This is a genomic window from Streptomyces sp. NPDC102259 (assembly GCF_044766465.1).
Taxonomy (GTDB): Bacteria; Actinomycetota; Actinomycetes; order Streptomycetales; family Streptomycetaceae; genus Streptomyces.
Genome location: NZ_JBIWMA010000006.1, coordinates 282,352 through 299,507, shown reverse-complemented (window position 1 = coordinate 299,507; position 17,156 = coordinate 282,352). Strand labels below are relative to the sequence as shown.

Sequence of the window (17,156 nt, the reverse complement as noted above, 5' to 3'; positions counted from 1 at the left end):
GGGGGCGGGGACCGACACGGACTCGGGCACTGGCGGCGACGTAGGCATAGGCACCGATGCCGGTGCTGGTGCCAGTGCTGGTTCCGGTGCCGGTACTGGTACCGGTGCCGGATCGGCGTGGTCGGCGTGGTCGGGCGGGGGAGCCGTACCGTCCGCGCCGGGCCACGCCCCGGGCTCCGTGTCGGACGACCCACGGCAGCACCCGGACTCCACGCCTACCGACCCACGTCGGCCCGCACATCCGACGCCACGGTCGGCCACCTCCGCCCCCGCGTCCTCTCCCTCCATGTCGGACACCGGCAGCTTCCACCTGCCGCCCCCTCAGCCGGCGCCCGGCTCCCTCTCCTACCCCGTACCTCCGGAGCCCTCCGCTCCGCATCCCCCCGCCTACGCGCCGACGCCCGGGCCCATGACCGCGCCCCCGTACGAGCCCACGTTCGTGTTGCCCACCCGTGGGCAGCGCGGTGACGTGTCCACCGCCTCGTACACCGCTCAGGACCCTCACGCCCCGCGAACCCCGCAGATCCCGCCTTCCCCGCAGGTCGTCTCGCCGCACGGCAGGCGCCGAGGGCATCGCGCCGCCCGCCGAGGGCGCGCCGGTCCGCCCGCCAAGGTCGCGCTGCCGCTGCTGTTCCTCGCGCTGGCCTGCTACGCCGTGGGGTTCTGGGCGTTGACGCGCATCTGAGCCGCCGCCGCCCGGCGCCGGGCGGTCAGCGTCCATACCCCGAGCACCATCAGCAGCGCGCTTCCGGTGCCGATGCCGCCCACGGCGACCGCCTTCATCGCGGGGTCGCCGCCCGACGGACCGTCACCCGACGCGTCGGCGCTCCCCGCACCCGCGCCGGCCGACGGCTCGGGGTCCGGCTCGCCGACGTCGAAGAACCCGCGCGGCGTCGACTGCCGCGCGTACCCCGGACCGGCCTGGGTGCTGCCCCCGAGACGGACGCGCAGGGTCAGCCCGTACGGCCCCTCACCGAAGCTCTCGGCGACCTGCGCGGCGAGGTGCACCACGAGGTAGTAGGAGCCGGCGAACCGCAGGGACTTCGTCGGGTCGGTCGGCGCGTACCGGTTGACGTATCTGACCGGCGGGACCGGTGGCAGCGAGACCGACTTCTGGCTGCCGCCGTACCCGGTTCCCGTCTCCTTGACCGTGGCGCGCACCGGGTTGTAGAGCGTCAGGTCCAGAGCGTCGACCACGTACCCGGAGGTCTTGTCCGCGCTGCCCAGGTCGACGGTGGCGGACAGCTGCCGCCCCCAGTCGACGGGCACCTTGTAGAAGAGGGTCTGCCCGGGGACGATCTCGTCGCTCCGGACGCCCTGCTCCACGGCGGCCGCCTCGGTGAAGCCGGCCCCGCCGCGGACGGCTACCGGCTCGTCCCCGGGCGGCGTGGGAGTAGCGGAGTCCCACGCCTCCGGCACGCTCGTGGCGGCCGCCTTCGCCAGGGGCGATTCCGAGACGGGCGCGAGCTCCAGGTCCCAGAGCCGGTCGGCGGCGGAGAGGTCCGTCTCCCCTCCACCGCTGCCACTACCGCTGCCACTGCCGGTGTGCTCGACGACGACGTAGTACGTACCGGCCTTCTGGCACAGCCCCTTGCCCGGCAGGAGTTCGCGCGCTCCCCAGGCGGTGAGCGGCTGCGGGCTCCTGGCGGTTCCGACGGTCACGGAGTCGGAGGAGCACGTGGTGCTGTCGGCGTCCTGCACAGAGACGCTGATCCCGTCCCCGGCGGAGAGCGTGGCTCCCGCGCGCGGGATCGCCGTGACGGAGACGTACACGTTCGACGTGCCGTCGAGTTCGAGGCGGTAGTAGGCCTTCTCCTCGTCCTGGAGGGAACTCCGGTATGTCGCGCCGGGCTCCAGACGTGCGGCACCGGTGGTGCCCGTCGCCGCGGGGGCGCTGCGGACGTCGTCGGCGAAGGCGTACGAAGGGACGCTCGGCGCGGCCACGGCGACCTGCCCCGGCAGCACCGCCGACGCCACGCAGAGCACCGCTCCTACGACCGCGCTCCGCTCGACGGCCCGCCACACAGCCGCTCCACGCCCCGTACGCCCCGTACGCCGGGCCATCGACCCCGCCCCCTCGCCTTCGACCGAACGTGGGCCATCCTCCCCCGCACGCGCGCGTGCCACCCCCGCATTCCGTACGAGCGTCCGAAAAGGCCGCCTGTAACCGCGGGCCGGGGGATCCGCAACACAAAACCCCGACCGCGAGCGGCGGCCGGGGTCTGTTCAGTCTTCGGTATCGATACTCAGGAACCCGTGGGCACGGAGTCAGTCGCCTCCGTCCACAGATCCTGCTCGGCGCGATCCGCCTGGATCTGGCGGTACACGAGGAGCCCGCCGATGGCGGCCAGTGCGACCAGGAGAAGCTTCTTCACCGCGCGACCTCGTCTTTCCTTGGCGTAGGGGACTTCTGGCGCCCGACTATACACACCGACCGAGACCGATCGGTGACCTGCGTCCGCCCCTCAACTCCCGCCCTCGGCAGCGCATTAGCAGCGGATCACACCACTCCGATCGGAGGGTGATCACACCCGCACGGACGGTGACGTTTGCCCGTCCTCATCCCATCTGATCCTTACTTCTCCGCTTTTAGATCCCCTTGCACCCATACGGGTGGTGTTCATCAGAACAACGCCACGCCGCGAGCGTCGGTCCACCACTTCGCACCGCCCATACACATCATGAGGAAAGTACGCAAATCGCCCAACCCGAAAGTGAGGGGCCATGCCCGAGAACCGGGTCATGAAGCTGTGGACCGCCATCGTCACCGCCTTCCTCGCGCTGTGCACGGCGCTCGGACTCATCACGACGACCGCCACCACGGCGGCGGCGCTGACCACTCCGACGCGCAGCAGCGAGAGCGCGGCCATCACGGACACGACGGCGTGGCCGCCGGTAGCGGCTCCCTGGGTCTGGGCCCAAGCCCGCTCCCTGCCCCCCACGATGAAGCAACGCATCCACGCCGAGGCGCACGGCAAGTCGCCCAGCTGTCGCCACCGCGGCCTCCCGGACACGGAAGCGGCCGAGCACACCACGGCCTCCTGTGAGTCCGCGGACCCGGCCGAGCCGGCCACCCCGCTCCAGCGCTGAGCGCCCGGCGCGCCACGTGCCGCCTTCCCCGACGTAACGGCGAACTTGCGTACAGCCCGCACGAGCAGGCCCGGCAGCTCCCCAGGAGCCACCGGGCCTTCGCCGTGCCCCGCCACCGCACCTCGTGCCCCGACCCACCGGCAACCCACAGCCCAGGACACCCCATGTCCCTCGGAACACCCGCAGCCCGCAGCCCGCAAGCCCGCAGCCGTGAGGACACCCCCGTAGTCCTCAGGACGGCGTGTAGCCCCCAGGTCAATCCGTATCCCCCGGTCCACACATGACCCACCGGTCGAATGGCACCCGGAGACGCAGAAGACCCCCGGCCCAATAGGACCGGGGGTCTTCGTGCTGGTGGGGCTAACAGGATTTGAACCTGTGGCCTCATCCTTATCAGGGATGCGCTCTAACCAACTGAGCTATAGCCCCGCCGCGCTCTGCGGTGTGTGTCCCGCGCGCTGACTCCTGAAGATTAGCGCACGACGTGGGCAGTCCCAAAATCGATAGTCGCGGGACGCACAGCAGGGTTTGGAACCGCTACGACGGCAAAGGTCACTCGTCCTCGGCGAGCGTCAGCTCGACGCCGCCGACGAAGCCCGCGGACAGGTTGTAGATGAACGCGCCGAGCGTGGCGAGCGCGGTCGCGAGGACCACGTCGATGACCGCGATGATCGCCGTGAACGTCAGGACGTGGGAGAGCGACAGGAACGACTGGAGGTCGAAGCCGTTCGACTCGTTGGAGCCGGTCGCCTCCGAGACCGTGCCGCCGACCGTCGAGAAGACGCCCATCGCGTCCATGACCATCCACAGCACGGCGGCCGCGACGATCGTGCAGATGCCCAGGGCGATGGAGAGCAGGAAGCTGACCTTCATCACCGACCAGGGGTCGGCCTTCGCCACGCGCAGCCGCGCCTTGCGCACGCGGGGCGTGGTGCGGGCGCCGGTCCGCGGACGCCGTACGGCGCCGGTACCAGCACCGGCGCCGGCCGCGGGCGCCTGTGTCGGGTAGGCCTGCGGCGGGTGGTAGGGCCCGGCGGGCTGCTGCTGCGGCTGCCGCTCACCGGGGAGCGGCGATGCCTCCTGCTTGCCCTGCGTGCCTCTGGTGTCCGTCACGGTTCCCCCCTGGGAGCCCTTCGATCCTTGTGTGTCGGTCGAGGGTGAGGGCGAGTCGGCCGCAGGGGGCTTGATGGCCTTCAACTGGGTCGTGTGGGTGTCCGCCGCACGCCCGTCGGCGCCCCCCGCGCCCCGCGCGTCGGTCGTACGCGCGTCCCCCGCCGGCGCGGCGGAGCCACGGCCGCCGCCGTTCTTTCCCGTACCGGCAGACGTACCGGCGCCCGTGGCTCCGCTCACGATGACTCTCTCCTCGTGCTACTCGGACGAGGGCGACTCACCCTCGTCCGTGCCGGTGGTCGTGGCTGCCTCGGCGGGCTCGTCCACGGCGACCTCGCCGTCGACCTCCTCCGCCTCGCGCCCCGCCTCGGCGTTACGTGCGATGCCGACGACGGCATCGCGCTTGCCCAGGTTGATCAGTTGGACGCCCATGGTGTCACGGCCCGTCTCCCTGACCTCGTTGACTCGCGTACGAATCACACCGCCGGACAGCGTGATGGCGAGGATCTCGTCGGTCTCCTCGACCACCAGCGCGCCGACGAGCGAGCCGCGATCCTCGACGATCTTGGCAGCCTTGATACCCAGGCCGCCGCGACCCTGGACGCGGTACTCGTCGACGGCGGTCCGCTTCGCGTACCCACCGTCTGTGGCAGTGAACACGAACGTACCGGGTCGAACAACATTCATCGAGAGCAGCTGGTCTCCCTCACGGAAGCTCATGCCCTTGACACCCGAGGTGGCACGGCCCATGGGCCGCAGGGATTCGTCCGTGGCGGTGAACCGGATCGACTGTGCCTTCTTGCTGATCAGAAGCAGATCGTCGTCGGCCGAGACGAGTTCGGCTCCGATCAGTTCGTCGTCGGAACCGTCCTCCGTCTCACGGAGGTTGATCGCGATGACACCACCGGCACGCGGCGAATCGTAATCCTTCAGAGGCGTCTTCTTGACCAGGCCGCCCTTGGTGGCCAGGACCAGGTAGGGCGCCGCCTCGTAGTCGCGGATCGCGAGGATCTCGGCGATCGCCTCGTCCGGCTGGAAGGCGAGCAGGTTCGCGACGTGCTGACCACGCGCGTCACGGCCGGCGTCCGGCAGCTCGTACGCCTTCGCCCGGTACACACGGCCCTTGTTGGTGAAGAACAGCAGCCAGTGGTGCGTGGTGGAGACGAAGAAGTGGTCGACGATGTCGTCTTCCTTGAGTTTCGCCCCGCGCACCCCCTTGCCGCCGCGCTTCTGGGAGCGGTAGTCGTGCGTCTTCGTGCGCTTGACGTAGCCGCCGCGCGAGATGGTGACGACGATGTCCTCTTCGGCGATCAGGTCCTCGATGGACATGTCACCGTCGTAGGGCACCAGCATCGTCTTGCGGTCGTCGCCGTACTTCTCGACGATCGCGGCCAGTTCCGCGCTCACGATGCCGCGCTGACGGACCGGCGAGGCCAGGATCGCGTTGTACTCGGTGATCTTCGCCTGGAGTTCGTCGTGCTCCTGGATGATCTTCTGGCGCTCCAGGGCGGCCAGTCGGCGCAGCTGCATCTCGAGGATGGCGTTGGCCTGGATCTCGTCGATCTCCAGGAGCGCCATCAGGCCCGTGCGCGCGATGTCGACGGTGTCGCTGCGCCGGATCAGCGCAATGACCTCGTCGATGGCGTCCAGGGCCTTCAGCAGGCCGCGCAGGATGTGCGCCCGCTCCTCGGCCTTGCGCAGCCGGAAGCGCGTACGGCGGACGATGACCTCGATCTGGTGCGTCACCCAGTGGCGGATGAACGCGTCGAGGGACAGGGTGCGCGGGACGCCGTCGACCAGGGCGAGCATGTTCGCGCCGAAATTCGACTGCAGGTCCGTGTGCTTGTAGAGGTTGTTCAGGACGACCTTGGCGACCGCGTCCCGCTTCAGGACGATGACCAGACGCTGACCGGTACGCGACGACGTCTCGTCACGGACGTCGGCGATGCCGCCGACCTTGCCGTCCTTCACCAGGTCGGCGATCTTCTGCGCGAGGTTGTCGGGGTTGACCTGGTAGGGCAGTTCCGTGACCACCAGGCACTGGCGGTTCTGGATCTCCTCGACCGCGACGACCGCCCGCATCGTGATGGAGCCGCGGCCCGTGCGGTACGCCTCCTCGATGCCCTTGCGCCCGACGACGAGCGCGCCGGTCGGGAAGTCGGGGCCCTTGATGCGCTCGATGAGGGCGTCCAGCAGCTCCTCGTGCGAGGCTTCCGGGTTCTCCAGGTACCACTGGGCGCCGGCCGCGACCTCGCGCAGGTTGTGCGAGGGGATGTTGGTCGCCATGCCGACCGCGATACCGGCCGAACCGTTGATCAGCAGGTTCGGGAAGCGGGCCGGCAGGACGGTCGGCTCCTGGGAGCGGCCGTCGTAGTTGTCCGTGAAGTCGACGGTCTCCTCGTCGATGTCGCGGACCATCTCCATGGACAGCGGCATCATCTTGCACTCGGTGTACCGCATGGCGGCCGCCGGGTCGTTGCCGGGAGAGCCGAAGTTGCCGTTGGAGTCCACCAGCGGCATCCGCATGGACCAGTGCTGCGCGAGGCGGACCAGCGCGTCATAGATCGAGGAGTCGCCGTGCGGGTGGTAGTTGCCCATGACGTCGCCGACGACGCGGGCGCACTTGTAGAAGCCCTTCTCGGGCCGGTAGCCGCCGTCGTACATGGCGTACAGGACGCGCCGGTGGACGGGCTTGAGGCCGTCCCGGACGTCCGGCAGCGCGCGGGAGACGATGACGGACATCGCGTAGTCGAGGTACGAGCGCTGCATCTCCGTCTCGAGCCCGACGGGCTCGATGCGCATCACGACGTCGCCGCCCTCTTCAGGGGTGACGGGAGTGTTCTCGTCGGTCATTGCTGGTGAGAATCCTTTCTGACGCGGTCAGCTGAGACCGACTCAGATGTCGAGGAAACGGACGTCCTTGGCGTTGCGCTGGATGAAGGCGCGGCGCGCTTCGACGTCCTCGCCCATCAGGACCGAGAACAGGTCGTCGGCCTGGGCGGCGTCGTCGAGGGTGACCTGGCCGAGAACGCGGTGCTCCTGGTCCATGGTGGTGATGCGCAGCTCCTCGGCGTTCATCTCGCCGAGGCCCTTGAAGCGCTGGATCGAGTCCTCGCGCACGCGCTTGCCGCGCTGGCGGCCCATCTCGAGCAGCGCGTCGCGCTCCCGGTCGGAGTACGCGTACTCGATGTCCTCCCGGCCCCACTTGATCTTGTAGAGCGGGGGGCGGGAGAGGAACACGTGCCCGGCCTCGACCAGCGGCCGCATGAAGCGGAACAGGAAGGTCAGCAGCAGGGTGTTGATGTGCTGGCCGTCGACGTCGGCGTCCGCCATCAGGATGATCTTGTGATAGCGGAGCTTGGAGATGTCGAAGTCCTCGTGCACACCGGTGCCGAAGGCGGAGATCAGCGCCTGGATCTCCTGGTTCTGCAGGATCTTGTCGATCCGCGCCTTCTCGACGTTGAGGATCTTGCCCCGGATCGGGAGGATCGCCTGGTACTGCGGGTTGCGGCCGGACTTGGCCGAACCGCCGGCGGAGTCACCCTCGACGATGAAGATCTCGCACTTGGTGGGGTCGTTCGACTGGCAGTCGGAGAGCTTGCCCGGCAGGGACGCCGACTCCAGCAGACCCTTGCGGCGGGTCAGGTCGCGGGCCTTGCGGGCCGCCACGCGCGCGGTGGCCGCCTGGATGCCCTTGCGGACGATGTCCGCCGCCTCCACCGGGTTGCGGTCCAGCCAGTCGTTGAGGTGCTCGTAGACCGCCTTCTGGACGAAGGTCTTCGCCTCCGTGTTGCCCAGCTTGGTCTTCGTCTGGCCCTCGAACTGGGGCTCGCTCAGCTTGACGGAGATGATCGCGGTCAGACCCTCGCGGATGTCGTCGCCCGTGAGGTTGTCGTCCTTCTCGCGCAGCAGCTTCTTGTCCCGCGCGTACTTGTTGACCAGGTTCGTCAGCGCCGAGCGGAAGCCCTCTTCGTGCGTACCGCCCTCATGCGTGTGGATGATGTTGGCGAAGGAGTACACGCCCTCGCTGTAACCGCTGTTCCACTGCATGGCGACTTCAAGGGAGAGGCTCTTCTCCCTGTCCTCCGCCTCGAGGTCGATCACCGTCGGGTGCACCGCTTCGCCCTTGCGGGAGTTGAGGTACTTCACGAAGTCGACGATGCCGCCCTCGTAGTGGTACGTGACGGTCTTGACCTCGTCCTTCTCGTCCGCACCCGCCTCGTCCGCCCCGGCGGTGGCCTTCGCCGACTCGCGCTCGTCGGTGAGTTTGATCGTCAAACCCTTGTTGAGGAACGCCATCTCCTGGAAACGCCGCGACAGCGTCTCGAAGGAGTACTCCGTGGTCTCGAAGATGTCGGCGTCGGCCCAGAAGGTGACCGACGTGCCGGTCTCGTCCGTGGCCTCCTGCTTGACGAGCGGGGCTGTCGGGACGCCCATCTTGTAGTCCTGCGTCCAGCGGTGGCCGTCGGTCCTGACCTCGACCGCGACCTTGCTCGACAGGGCGTTCACGACCGAGACGCCGACGCCGTGCAGACCACCGGAGACCGCGTAGCCGCCGCCGCCGAACTTGCCGCCCGCGTGCAGCACGGTCAGCACGACCTCGAGGGCCGGCTTGCCCTCGGACGCCACGATGCCCACCGGGATACCGCGGCCGTTGTCGATGACGCGGACACCGCCATCGGCCAGGATCGTGATGTCGATGGTGTCCGCGTGGCCGGCCAGCGCCTCGTCGACCGAGTTGTCGACGACCTCGTACACGAGGTGGTGCAGACCGCGCTCGCCGGTAGAACCGATGTACATACCGGGTCGCTTACGGACCGCGTCCAGACCCTCGAGGACGGTAATGGCGCTGGCGTCGTACGAGGTGGTGACCTCGCTGGTCGAGGCGGCTGCCCCGCCGCTCGCGCCGGCGTCGGTGGACGGGATGTTCTCGTTGGGGTTGCCGGAATCGGCCACGAAGCGCCCTTTCTGGCACAGCACCAGCCAGGCTCGTCGGCAGGTTGCCGGAGCGGCTGCGGCATGTTGCGTTGGTAAGCCTTGATCAGCGTTGCTCAGCTTCTCCCGGGCGGTCCCCACGTTCGGGGCGGGATTGGCTTCCAGTCTACCGGTAGCACTGACACTGATGGGGGTTTGCCGGTACCTGAGTCCTCATGTGCCGCCCTCAACCGGTCTCTTCCGGGTCCCGATATACGGAAGGGGGCTCCAAGAGGCTCACGGAGGCACTCAGCGCTTCCGGGCGTCAACCCTTGGCTACTTGGGAGTCAGGTCCGAATTCGCACCCGCACGCAGCCGCACAAGACGAAGGCCGGGCGGTCCCCACGGGATCCTCCCGGCCTGAAAAGCGTGACGCACGTCACCCGTAGGTATCCCCGGGACCCGTGCTCCCAGGGGCCCTGAGGGGGCCGTATCGCCGCACGGGGCCGCTGGGACCGAGCACCTTGATCAGCCGCACCGCTCCGTGCCCCAGATCCTCGTTGAGGCGGGCGACGAGCGTCGGCGCGAGCAGCCGCAGGTTCGTCGCCCAGGCCGTCGAGTCACAGCGCACGATCAGCGTCCGCTCGTCCTCGTCGTACTTCTCGGGCACGCAGTGCTTGGCCACGTCCTCGCCGACGATCTCCGGCCACCGGCCCATCACACCGCCCACCGCCGCCGGCGCCTCCCACCCGCGCTCGGTGAGCAGCCGGTTGATCGCCGCGCCCAGCGCCATGGGGTCGCGGCCGTCCGCACGCGCGCCGGAGCGCAAACCGCCGCCACGCCGCGCCTGCTTCTTCTGCTGAGCCGCGTCCCCACGCGCGCGTGCCTGCTCACGGGCCGCCCTGAGCGCCACCCGCGCGAGGTCGACGCCGGACGGCTCGGGGCCTCCCTTCGCGGCAGGCTCGTCGGCGGTCATACGCGCTCCACCGTTCCCTCGGCCACGGCGTACCTGGCCCCCGCGAGCGCATGCGGTACGTCGTCGTCGACCGCCGCCGTCACCAGCACCTGCTCACCGGGCGCCACCAGCTCGGCCAGCCGTTCCCGCCGACGGACGTCCAGCTCGGCGAAGACGTCGTCCAGGACCAGCACCGGCTCGTTGCCCTCGGCCCGCAGCAGGTCGTACGAGGCCAGCCGCAGCGCCAGCGCGTACGACCAGGACTCGCCGTGGGAGGCGTACCCCTTGGCGGGCAGCTGACCGAGTTTGAGAACCACATCGTCCCGATGCGGGCCCGCCAGGGTCACGCCCCGCTCGATCTCCTGCTTGCGGACGTCCGCGAGCGCGGCCATCAGCTGCCCGTAGAGGTCCTCACGCGTGTGTGCCTCGCCGGGCGCGGACGGCTTGTACTCCAGGGCCACAGGACCGCCGCCGGGCGCCAGCTGCTCGTACGCCTTGTCGGCGAGGGGCTGGAGCGCGGCGAGCAGGTCGAGGCGCTGGGCGAGCAGCTCGGCGCCCACGCGCGCGAGATGCTGGTCCCACACGTCGAGGGTCGACAGGTCCATGGAGCGGCCGCCGTGGCGTCGGGCGAGCGCGGCCGACTTCAGGAGCGTGTTGCGCTGCTTGAGCACCCGCTCGTAGTCCGAGCGCACGCCCGCCATCCGCGGGGAGCGCGCGGTGATCAGCTCGTCGAGGAAACGGCGTCGCTCACCGGGATCGCCCTTGATCAGCGCGAGATCCTCGGGCGCGAACAGCACGGTCCGTACGATGCCCAGCACATCGCGCGGCCTGACCTGCGAGGACCTGTTGATGCGGGCCCGGTTCGCCTTGCCGGGGTTCAGCTCCAGCTCGACCAGCTGCTGCCGCTCGCCCTGTCGGATCTGCGCCCGGACGATCGCGCGCTCGGCGCCCATGCGGACCAGCGGCGCGTCCGAGGCGACCCGGTGGCTGCCGAGGGTGGCGAGATAGCCGACGGCCTCGACGAGGTTCGTCTTGCCCTGCCCGTTGGGGCCCACGAAGGAGGTGACGCCCGGGTCGAGCGGAACCTCGACCCGGGCGTACGAGCGGAAGTCGGCCAGCGACAGATGCGTGACGTGCATGGTCGTTCGCCGACCTCCCCCAGGGTTGTGGATCGCGGGGCGACCCTGTGGACTACTTCTTCTCGACCGCGTGGCCGCCGAACTGGTTGCGCAGCGCCGCGATCATCTTCATCTGCGGCGAGTCCTCCTGACGGGAGGCGAACCGCGCGAACAGCGAGGCCGTGATGGCGGGCAGCGGCACGGCGTTGTCGATGGCGGCCTCGACCGTCCACCGGCCCTCGCCGGAGTCCTGCGCGAAGCCGCGCAGCTTGTCGAGGTGCTCGTCCTCGTCGAGGGCGTTGACGGCCAGGTCGAGCAGCCAGGACCGGATGACCGTGCCCTCCTGCCAGGAGCGGAAGACCTCGCGCACGTCCGTGACGGAGTCGACCTTCTCCAGGAGCTCCCAGCCCTCGGCGTAGGCCTGCATCATGGCGTACTCGATGCCGTTGTGGACCATCTTCGCGAAGTGACCGGCGCCGACCTTGCCGGCGTGCACCGCGCCGAAGTCGCCCTCGGGCTTGAGCGCGTCGAAGACGGGCTGCACCGTGGCCACGTGCTCCGCGTCGCCGCCGTACATCAGCGCGTAGCCGTTCTCCAGGCCCCAGACGCCGCCGGAGACGCCGCAGTCCACGAAGCCGATGCCCTTGGCGGCCAGCTCCCCGGCGTGCTTCTCGTCGTCCGTCCAGCGGGAGTTGCCGCCGTCCACGACGACGTCGCCCGGCTCCAGCAGATCGGCGAGCTCGTCCACGGTCGACTGCGTGGCGGCGCCGGCCGGGACCATCACCCAGACCACGCGCGGGCCCTTGAGCTTGCCCACAAGCTCTTGGAGGCTGTGGACATCGGCGAGGTCCGGGTTGCGGTCGTATCCGACGACGGTGTGGCCTGCGCGGCGGATCCGCTCGCGCATGTTGCCGCCCATCTTGCCGAGGCCGATGAGACCGAGCTCCATCAGTTGTTCCTTAGGTCGCTGTGTGGCGTGTGGGGCACTCTCGTACCCATGTCCGAGCCTAAACCCGGACGGTCACGCACACCTGTGGGCATACGCGCTCAGACGTACGACCCCACCTGGGGGTTCACCGGTGGCTTCTCCCCAGGGACCGCCCCGGTCGTCCACCGCCTGTGGACGACCGGTCGGATCACGGCACCGGCGTCAGCCGCTGAGACGCACCGGCATGATCAGGTACTTGTAGGCCTCGTCCGCCTCCGCGTCCAGCGCCGGCTTGCCGCTGAGCAGCGCGGGCTTCGTGGACGTCGTGAAGGACAGCTGGGCGACCGGGGAGTCGATGGCGCTCAGGCCGTCCAGCAGGAAGGTCGGGTTGAAGGCGATCGAGATGTCATCGCCCTCGAGCTGGGCGTCGACCCGCTCCACAGCCTGTGCGTCGTCGCTGGAGCCGGCCTCCAGGATGAGCACGCCCTGCTCGAAGCTGAGCCGCACCGGGGTGTTGCGCTCGGCGACCAGGGCCACACGCTTGACGGCCTCCACGAAGGGGGCGGTCTCGATCACGGCGACGGAGTTGAACTCGGTCGGGAAGAGCGTGCGGTACTTCGGGAGGTCGCCCTCCAGCAGGCGGGTCGTTGTACGCCGTCCCGCGCCCTCGAAACCGATCAGGCCCTCGCCCGCGCCGGATCCGGACAGCGCCAGGATGACGCTGTCGCCGCTCGTGAGCGCCTTGGCGGTGTCCAGGAGCGTCTTGGCGGGCACCAGGGCGACCGCGGACGCCTCGGGGTTCTCCGGCTTCCACAGGAACTCGCGGACCGCGAAGCGGTAGCGGTCGGTGGAGGCCAGCGTGACCGTGTCGCCCTCGATCTCGATGCGCACACCGGTGAGCACCGGCAGCGTGTCGTCACGGCCGGCGGCGATGGCGACCTGGGCGGCCGCGGAGGCGAAGACCTCGCCGGGGACCGTGCCCGTCGCGTTCGGCATCTGCGGCAGGGACGGGTACTCCTCCACAGGCAGTGTGTGGAGGGTGAAGCGCGAGGAGCCGCAGACCACCGTCGCCCGTACACCGTCTGTGGAGATCTCCACCGGACGGTTGGGCAGGGCGCGGCAGATGTCCGCGAGCAGACGGCCGGAGACGAGCACCGTGCCCTCCTCCTCGACCTCGGTGTCCACGGAGACCCGCGCGGACACCTCGTAGTCGAAGCTGGACAGGCTCAGCTGGCCGTTCTCCGCCTTCAGCAGCAGGCCGGCGAGGACAGGCGCCGGCGGACGGGCCGGGAGGCTGCGTGCCGCCCAGGCCACGGCCTCCGCGAGTACGTCGCGTTCCACCCGGATCTTCACTCTTGCCGCCTCCTGCTGTTGCCGGCGCTTCTTGCCCTGCCTGGCCTTCGTCGTCTGTCTCGGTGTGGTCGGCCCCGGTGAGGGGCAGGACCAACGGGGACCAGTCTGACGCACCGCACTGACAGTCGGTGCCCCTCGGGGTCAAGTCGTGACGAGGGGCAGCCGGGCACCGAGGAGCGAGTTGTGCACAGGACCCCCTTCTAAACGGTTTTCTCGCTCTCTCTAGTTGGGAGTAGTAGTAGGGGCTGTGGAAACGGTGGATAACCCTGTTTTCGCAGCTCAGAGGCGGAATTTTATCCACTGGCCCTGTGGGCGAAGGCGGTGGACAACTAGGGCCTTCTGTGGAGAACAGAAAGTTCTGCACACACCGTGCACAGGCTGAGGCGAGTTCTCCCCAGCGGCGTCCCCAGGTTTACCCACGTTTCCCACAGGCCAACCCGGCACCTTCGTGTGACGCCTTTCACTCGACCCGGTGAGGAGGCGCGTCGCGTTGCCGAACAGTGGACAGACATGTGGAGAAGCCGGAGATCGCTGGGGACAACGGGCCGCAGCCTGTGGGTTGCCGGTGGACAACTTCGTGCACAGCCTGTGGATCATTTTTTTGTCCACAGCCTGTGGATATCCTTCGTCCACGAATCCACAGCCTGGTGACCTGGTCCGATGGTCCCGCACCGGGCGCGCCTGTGGACACAGTCTGGACAACTTCCCAGTCCCCAGGGTGTGGACGGGAAAAAGTCACCGAATCTGTGGAGAGTGGCCGTAACCCGGCCGGTAATCGAACAACGGGTGAGCGGCGGACGACCGTTGCCGGCCGACGTTCAGCCGGGATCCGGTGCCGATTCGGCGCGGGACCGGCCTCGGATGGGCCTCGGATGAGCCTTGGGTCGGCCTCGGGTCGCCCTGGATCGACCCGAGGGCAGTCTGGGATCTGCCTGGGATCGGCCCGCGATCAAGCTCGGATTCGGCCGCCGTCGACCGCGTGGCCGCCCTGGACGCGCTACCGCGTCCCGCCCTCGCGTCCCGCTCCGTCCCGCGCTTCACCCCGCCCCCGTCCCGGCGTCCGGCCCGGGAACGACGGAGGGCGCCCCCGGAAGGAGATCCGGGGGCGCCCTCAGCGACGTCTGTGCGCGCTCTGCGGTGCCGTCAGCCGTTCTTGATGCGGTTGGTCAGCTCGGTCACCTGGTTGTAGATGGAGCGCCGCTCGGCCATCAGATTGCGGATCTTGCGGTCCGCGTGCATGACCGTCGTGTGGTCACGGCCGCCGAACAGCGCGCCGATCTTCGGCAGCGAGAGGTCCGTCAGCTCGCGGCACAGGTACATGGCGATCTGCCGGGCCGTCACCAGCGCGCGCCCCCGCGAGGTGCCGCACAGGTCCTCGACCGTCAGCCCGAAGTAGTCGGCCGTGGCGCCCATGATGGCCGTCGAGGTGATCTCGGGGGCGGAGTCCTCGCCACCGGGGATCAGGTCCTTCAGGACGATCTCCGTCAGGCCCAGGTCCACCGGCTGCCGGTTGAGCGACGCGAACGCCGTCACCCGGATCAACGCGCCCTCCAGCTCGCGGATGTTGCGCGAGATCCGGGACGCGATGAACTCGAGCACCTCCGGCGGGGCGTTCAGCTGCTCCTGCACCGCCTTCTTGCGGAGGATCGCGATCCGCGTCTCCAGCTCGGGCGGCTGCACGTCGGTGATCAGGCCCCACTCGAAACGGTTCCGCAGCCGGTCCTCCAGCGTGACCAGCTGCTTGGGCGGCCGGTCGCTGGACAGCACGATCTGCTTGTTGGCGTTGTGGAGCGTGTTGAAGGTGTGGAAGAACTCCTCCTGCGTCGACTCCTTGTCCGCGAGGAACTGGATGTCGTCGACGAGCAGGATGTCCATCTCGCGGTACCGCTTGCGGAAGCTGTCGCCCTTGCCGTCGCGGATGGAGTTGATGAACTCGTTGGTGAACTCCTCGGAGCTCACGTACCGCACGCGCGTGCCCGGGTAGAGGCTCCGCGCGTAGTGCCCGATGGCGTGCAGCAGGTGCGTCTTGCCGAGGCCCGACTCCCCATAGATGAACAGGGGGTTGTAGGCCTTCGCGGGCGCCTCGGCGACGGCGACGGCGGCCGCGTGCGCGAACCGGTTGGAGGCGCCGATGACGAACGTGTCGAAGAGGTACTTCGGGTTCAGGCGCGCCGTCGGCTCACCGGGGCCGGGCGTCGGCGAGGGCTGCTTGGCCGACTGCCCGGGCCCACCGGCGCCGACCGGGCCGCCGCGGTGCGGATGACCGGGGCCCGCCGACGGGTCGGACAGCTCACGCCGGCCGGTGTCGCGCTGGTCGTAGTCCGAGCGCGAAGGCTCGTACTCCGAGCGCTTCTGCCGGTACGGCGAGGGGTCGTACGGCGGCCGCTCCATCGACTGGGGACGGTAGTCCTGCGACGGCGGGCCGTAGGAGTCCTGCTGCGGCGGGGCGCCGTACGGGGCCTGGGACGGGGGCCCGCCGTACGTGTCCTGCGACGAGGGCGACGCGTAGGGGTCGCGGTCCGGGAAGCCGAGCCGCTGCTGCTGCCAGCTGTGCTCGTCCTGCTGCGGCCGGGGCCAGGCGCCGGGTTCGGGACGCTGGTACTCCGACGGATACGCGGGCCGGGCGGTGGGCATCTGGTCCGGGCGCGAGCCGGGGAGCTGGTCGCCGGGCGTCGGGGGCAACTGCTCGGCGCGATGCCGGCCGTAGCCGCCCTCGTACTGGCCTTCGCGCGACTTGTCGTAGCCGGTGTCGTACCGGCCGTCCCCCTGACCTTCGTACCGGTTGTCCTGCCCGTCGTAGGGGCCGGCGGGGAGCGCGGCCTCCTCGTAGCGCGACTGCTGCTGCGCGGAGGGTGCCGGCGGAGCCGGGGGTTCGCCGACGGAGTCGTCGACGGTGATCGCGATGCGGATCGGCCGCCCGCACTCGCGGCTCAGCGTCTCACTGACGATCGGGGCCAGACGGCCTTCGAGGACGTTCTTCGCGAACTCGTTCGGTACGGCGAGCAGCGCGGTGTCGGCGACCAGCGCCAGGGGCTGGCAGCGCCGGATCCAGTGTTCGTCCTTCACCTCGACACCCTGGCCACGGCCCTCCCCGAGGAGCTGCTCCAGTACTCGTGGCCACACTGCGGCAAGATCGGCAGGCACGTCAGCCACAGGGCACGCTCTCTCGTGGGTCCCACGAACGTGTGGTTGTGGGACGGTCGGGATTCATATCGGGTGGGGGCAGGGACAAAGGAACGAATCGGAGTTCAGCCACGGTAGTCAGGGCGACGGGTGCGGTTCAAGTTGTTGTCCCCAGCCTGTGGATAGTGTCTCCCGTGACCGCCGGTTTGACCGAATGGCGCAGCCGCGCGTACCGTAACCAGGTCGAGTTGTCGATGGCTGCTGCCGCCTGCCTCCGATGGGCACAGATCACGTCGGTGATCGGGAAGCGGTGCACTCGGGCGTTTAACCGCGAGCTACCTCGTGGGCGCACGGTGACAGCCAGGACGGCACCCCGCCACCACCGATTGATTTCTGGAGCCCCCGAGTGAGCAAGCGCACCTTCCAGCCGAACAACCGTCGTCGCGCCAAGACCCACGGCTTCCGCCTGCGGATGCGCACCCGTGCCGGTCGCGCGATTCTCGCGAACCGCCGCAGCAAGGGTCGCACCAACCTGTCCGCCTGAGCCTGATCAGGTCATGACGTC

12 protein-coding genes and 1 tRNA gene are annotated in these 17,156 nt (G+C 69.4%); 2 read left to right on the top strand and 11 right to left on the bottom strand.

Annotation, left to right across the window (positions count from 1 at the left end):
* Positions 1–648 precede the first annotated feature (648 nt).
* Positions 649–2,025 carry a hypothetical protein gene (locus tag ACIRPU_RS17770; RefSeq protein ID WP_403867805.1) on the bottom strand — a complete coding sequence of 459 codons (1,377 nt, stop codon included), beginning with the start codon at positions 2,023–2,025 and terminating at the stop codon, positions 649–651.
* A 221-nt stretch (positions 2,026–2,246) separates the two neighbouring features.
* Positions 2,247–2,375, bottom strand: coding sequence for a DLW-39 family protein (locus ACIRPU_RS17765; protein ID WP_003999697.1), 129 nt, complete (start codon positions 2,373–2,375; stop codon positions 2,247–2,249).
* Positions 2,376–2,724: 349 nt separating this feature from the next.
* Here ACIRPU_RS17765 and ACIRPU_RS17760 point away from each other — a divergent pair, with 349 nt between their 5' ends.
* Entirely contained in the window at positions 2,725–3,090 is a 366-nt protein-coding gene (locus tag ACIRPU_RS17760) for a DUF6344 domain-containing protein (protein WP_403867802.1), read from the top strand.
* A 352-nt stretch (positions 3,091–3,442) separates the two neighbouring features.
* On the opposite strand, the gene ACIRPU_RS17755 is transcribed toward ACIRPU_RS17760, so the two are convergent.
* The 9 genes from ACIRPU_RS17755 to dnaA all read right to left on the bottom strand — a co-directional run bounded on the left by ACIRPU_RS17755 (position 3,443) and on the right by dnaA (position 16,621).
* A tRNA-Ile gene (locus ACIRPU_RS17755) sits at positions 3,443–3,519 on the bottom strand.
* A gap of 123 nt (positions 3,520–3,642) precedes the next feature.
* The gene (locus ACIRPU_RS17750) at positions 3,643–4,440 is read right to left on the bottom strand and encodes a DUF3566 domain-containing protein (RefSeq protein ID WP_403867799.1); all 798 of its coding nucleotides are present in this window, start codon (positions 4,438–4,440) and stop codon (positions 3,643–3,645) included.
* Between the two features lie 18 nt (positions 4,441–4,458).
* Positions 4,459–7,053: a DNA gyrase subunit A gene (gene gyrA / locus ACIRPU_RS17745; protein ID WP_355703718.1), complete on the bottom strand. Its 2,595-nt coding sequence runs from the start codon at positions 7,051–7,053 to the stop codon at positions 4,459–4,461.
* A gap of 42 nt (positions 7,054–7,095) precedes the next feature.
* Positions 7,096–9,180 (bottom strand): DNA topoisomerase (ATP-hydrolyzing) subunit B, encoded by a 2,085-nt coding sequence (gene gyrB, locus ACIRPU_RS17740; protein WP_403867795.1) that lies wholly within the window; start codon positions 9,178–9,180, stop codon positions 7,096–7,098.
* A gap of 373 nt (positions 9,181–9,553) precedes the next feature.
* Positions 9,554–10,090 (bottom strand): DciA family protein, encoded by a 537-nt coding sequence (locus tag ACIRPU_RS17735; protein WP_355703716.1) that lies wholly within the window; start codon positions 10,088–10,090, stop codon positions 9,554–9,556.
* A complete protein-coding gene (gene recF / locus ACIRPU_RS17730; protein WP_355703715.1) occupies positions 10,087–11,208 on the bottom strand; it encodes a DNA replication/repair protein RecF in 1,122 nt (373 codons plus the stop codon). Before recF ends, ACIRPU_RS17735 begins: the two co-directional genes overlap by 4 nt.
* Before the next feature lie 52 nt (positions 11,209–11,260).
* A complete protein-coding gene (gene gnd / locus ACIRPU_RS17725) occupies positions 11,261–12,136 on the bottom strand; it encodes a phosphogluconate dehydrogenase (NAD(+)-dependent, decarboxylating) (protein ID WP_403867791.1) in 876 nt (291 codons plus the stop codon).
* A 201-nt stretch (positions 12,137–12,337) separates the two neighbouring features.
* Complete coding sequence (gene dnaN, locus ACIRPU_RS17720) at positions 12,338–13,468, bottom strand: DNA polymerase III subunit beta (protein WP_355703713.1); 1,131 nt, start codon at positions 13,466–13,468, stop codon at positions 12,338–12,340.
* Positions 13,469–14,611: 1,143 nt separating this feature from the next.
* Positions 14,612–16,621, bottom strand: a complete 2,010-nt coding sequence (dnaA, locus tag ACIRPU_RS17715; protein ID WP_403867788.1) for a chromosomal replication initiator protein DnaA — start codon at positions 16,619–16,621, stop codon at positions 14,612–14,614.
* Positions 16,622–16,997: 376 nt separating this feature from the next.
* Between dnaA and rpmH the strand changes: the two genes are divergently transcribed.
* Complete coding sequence (rpmH, locus tag ACIRPU_RS17710; RefSeq protein ID WP_020130646.1) at positions 16,998–17,135, top strand: 50S ribosomal protein L34; 138 nt, start codon at positions 16,998–17,000, stop codon at positions 17,133–17,135.
* Positions 17,136–17,156: the final 21 nt, after the last annotated feature.

Coding starts and splice junctions, on each gene's coding strand:
- recF (WP_355703715.1), bottom strand. CDS start 11,208: ATGCACGTCACGCATCTGTCGCTGGCCGACTTCCGCTCGTACGCCCGG.
- ACIRPU_RS17760 (WP_403867802.1), top strand. CDS start 2,725: ATGCCCGAGAACCGGGTCATGAAGCTGTGGACCGCCATCGTCACCGCC.
- gyrA (WP_355703718.1), bottom strand. CDS start 7,053: ATGACCGACGAGAACACTCCCGTCACCCCTGAAGAGGGCGGCGACGTC.
- gnd (WP_403867791.1), bottom strand. CDS start 12,136: ATGGAGCTCGGTCTCATCGGCCTCGGCAAGATGGGCGGCAACATGCGC.
- ACIRPU_RS17735 (WP_355703716.1), bottom strand. CDS start 10,090: ATGACCGCCGACGAGCCTGCCGCGAAGGGAGGCCCCGAGCCGTCCGGC.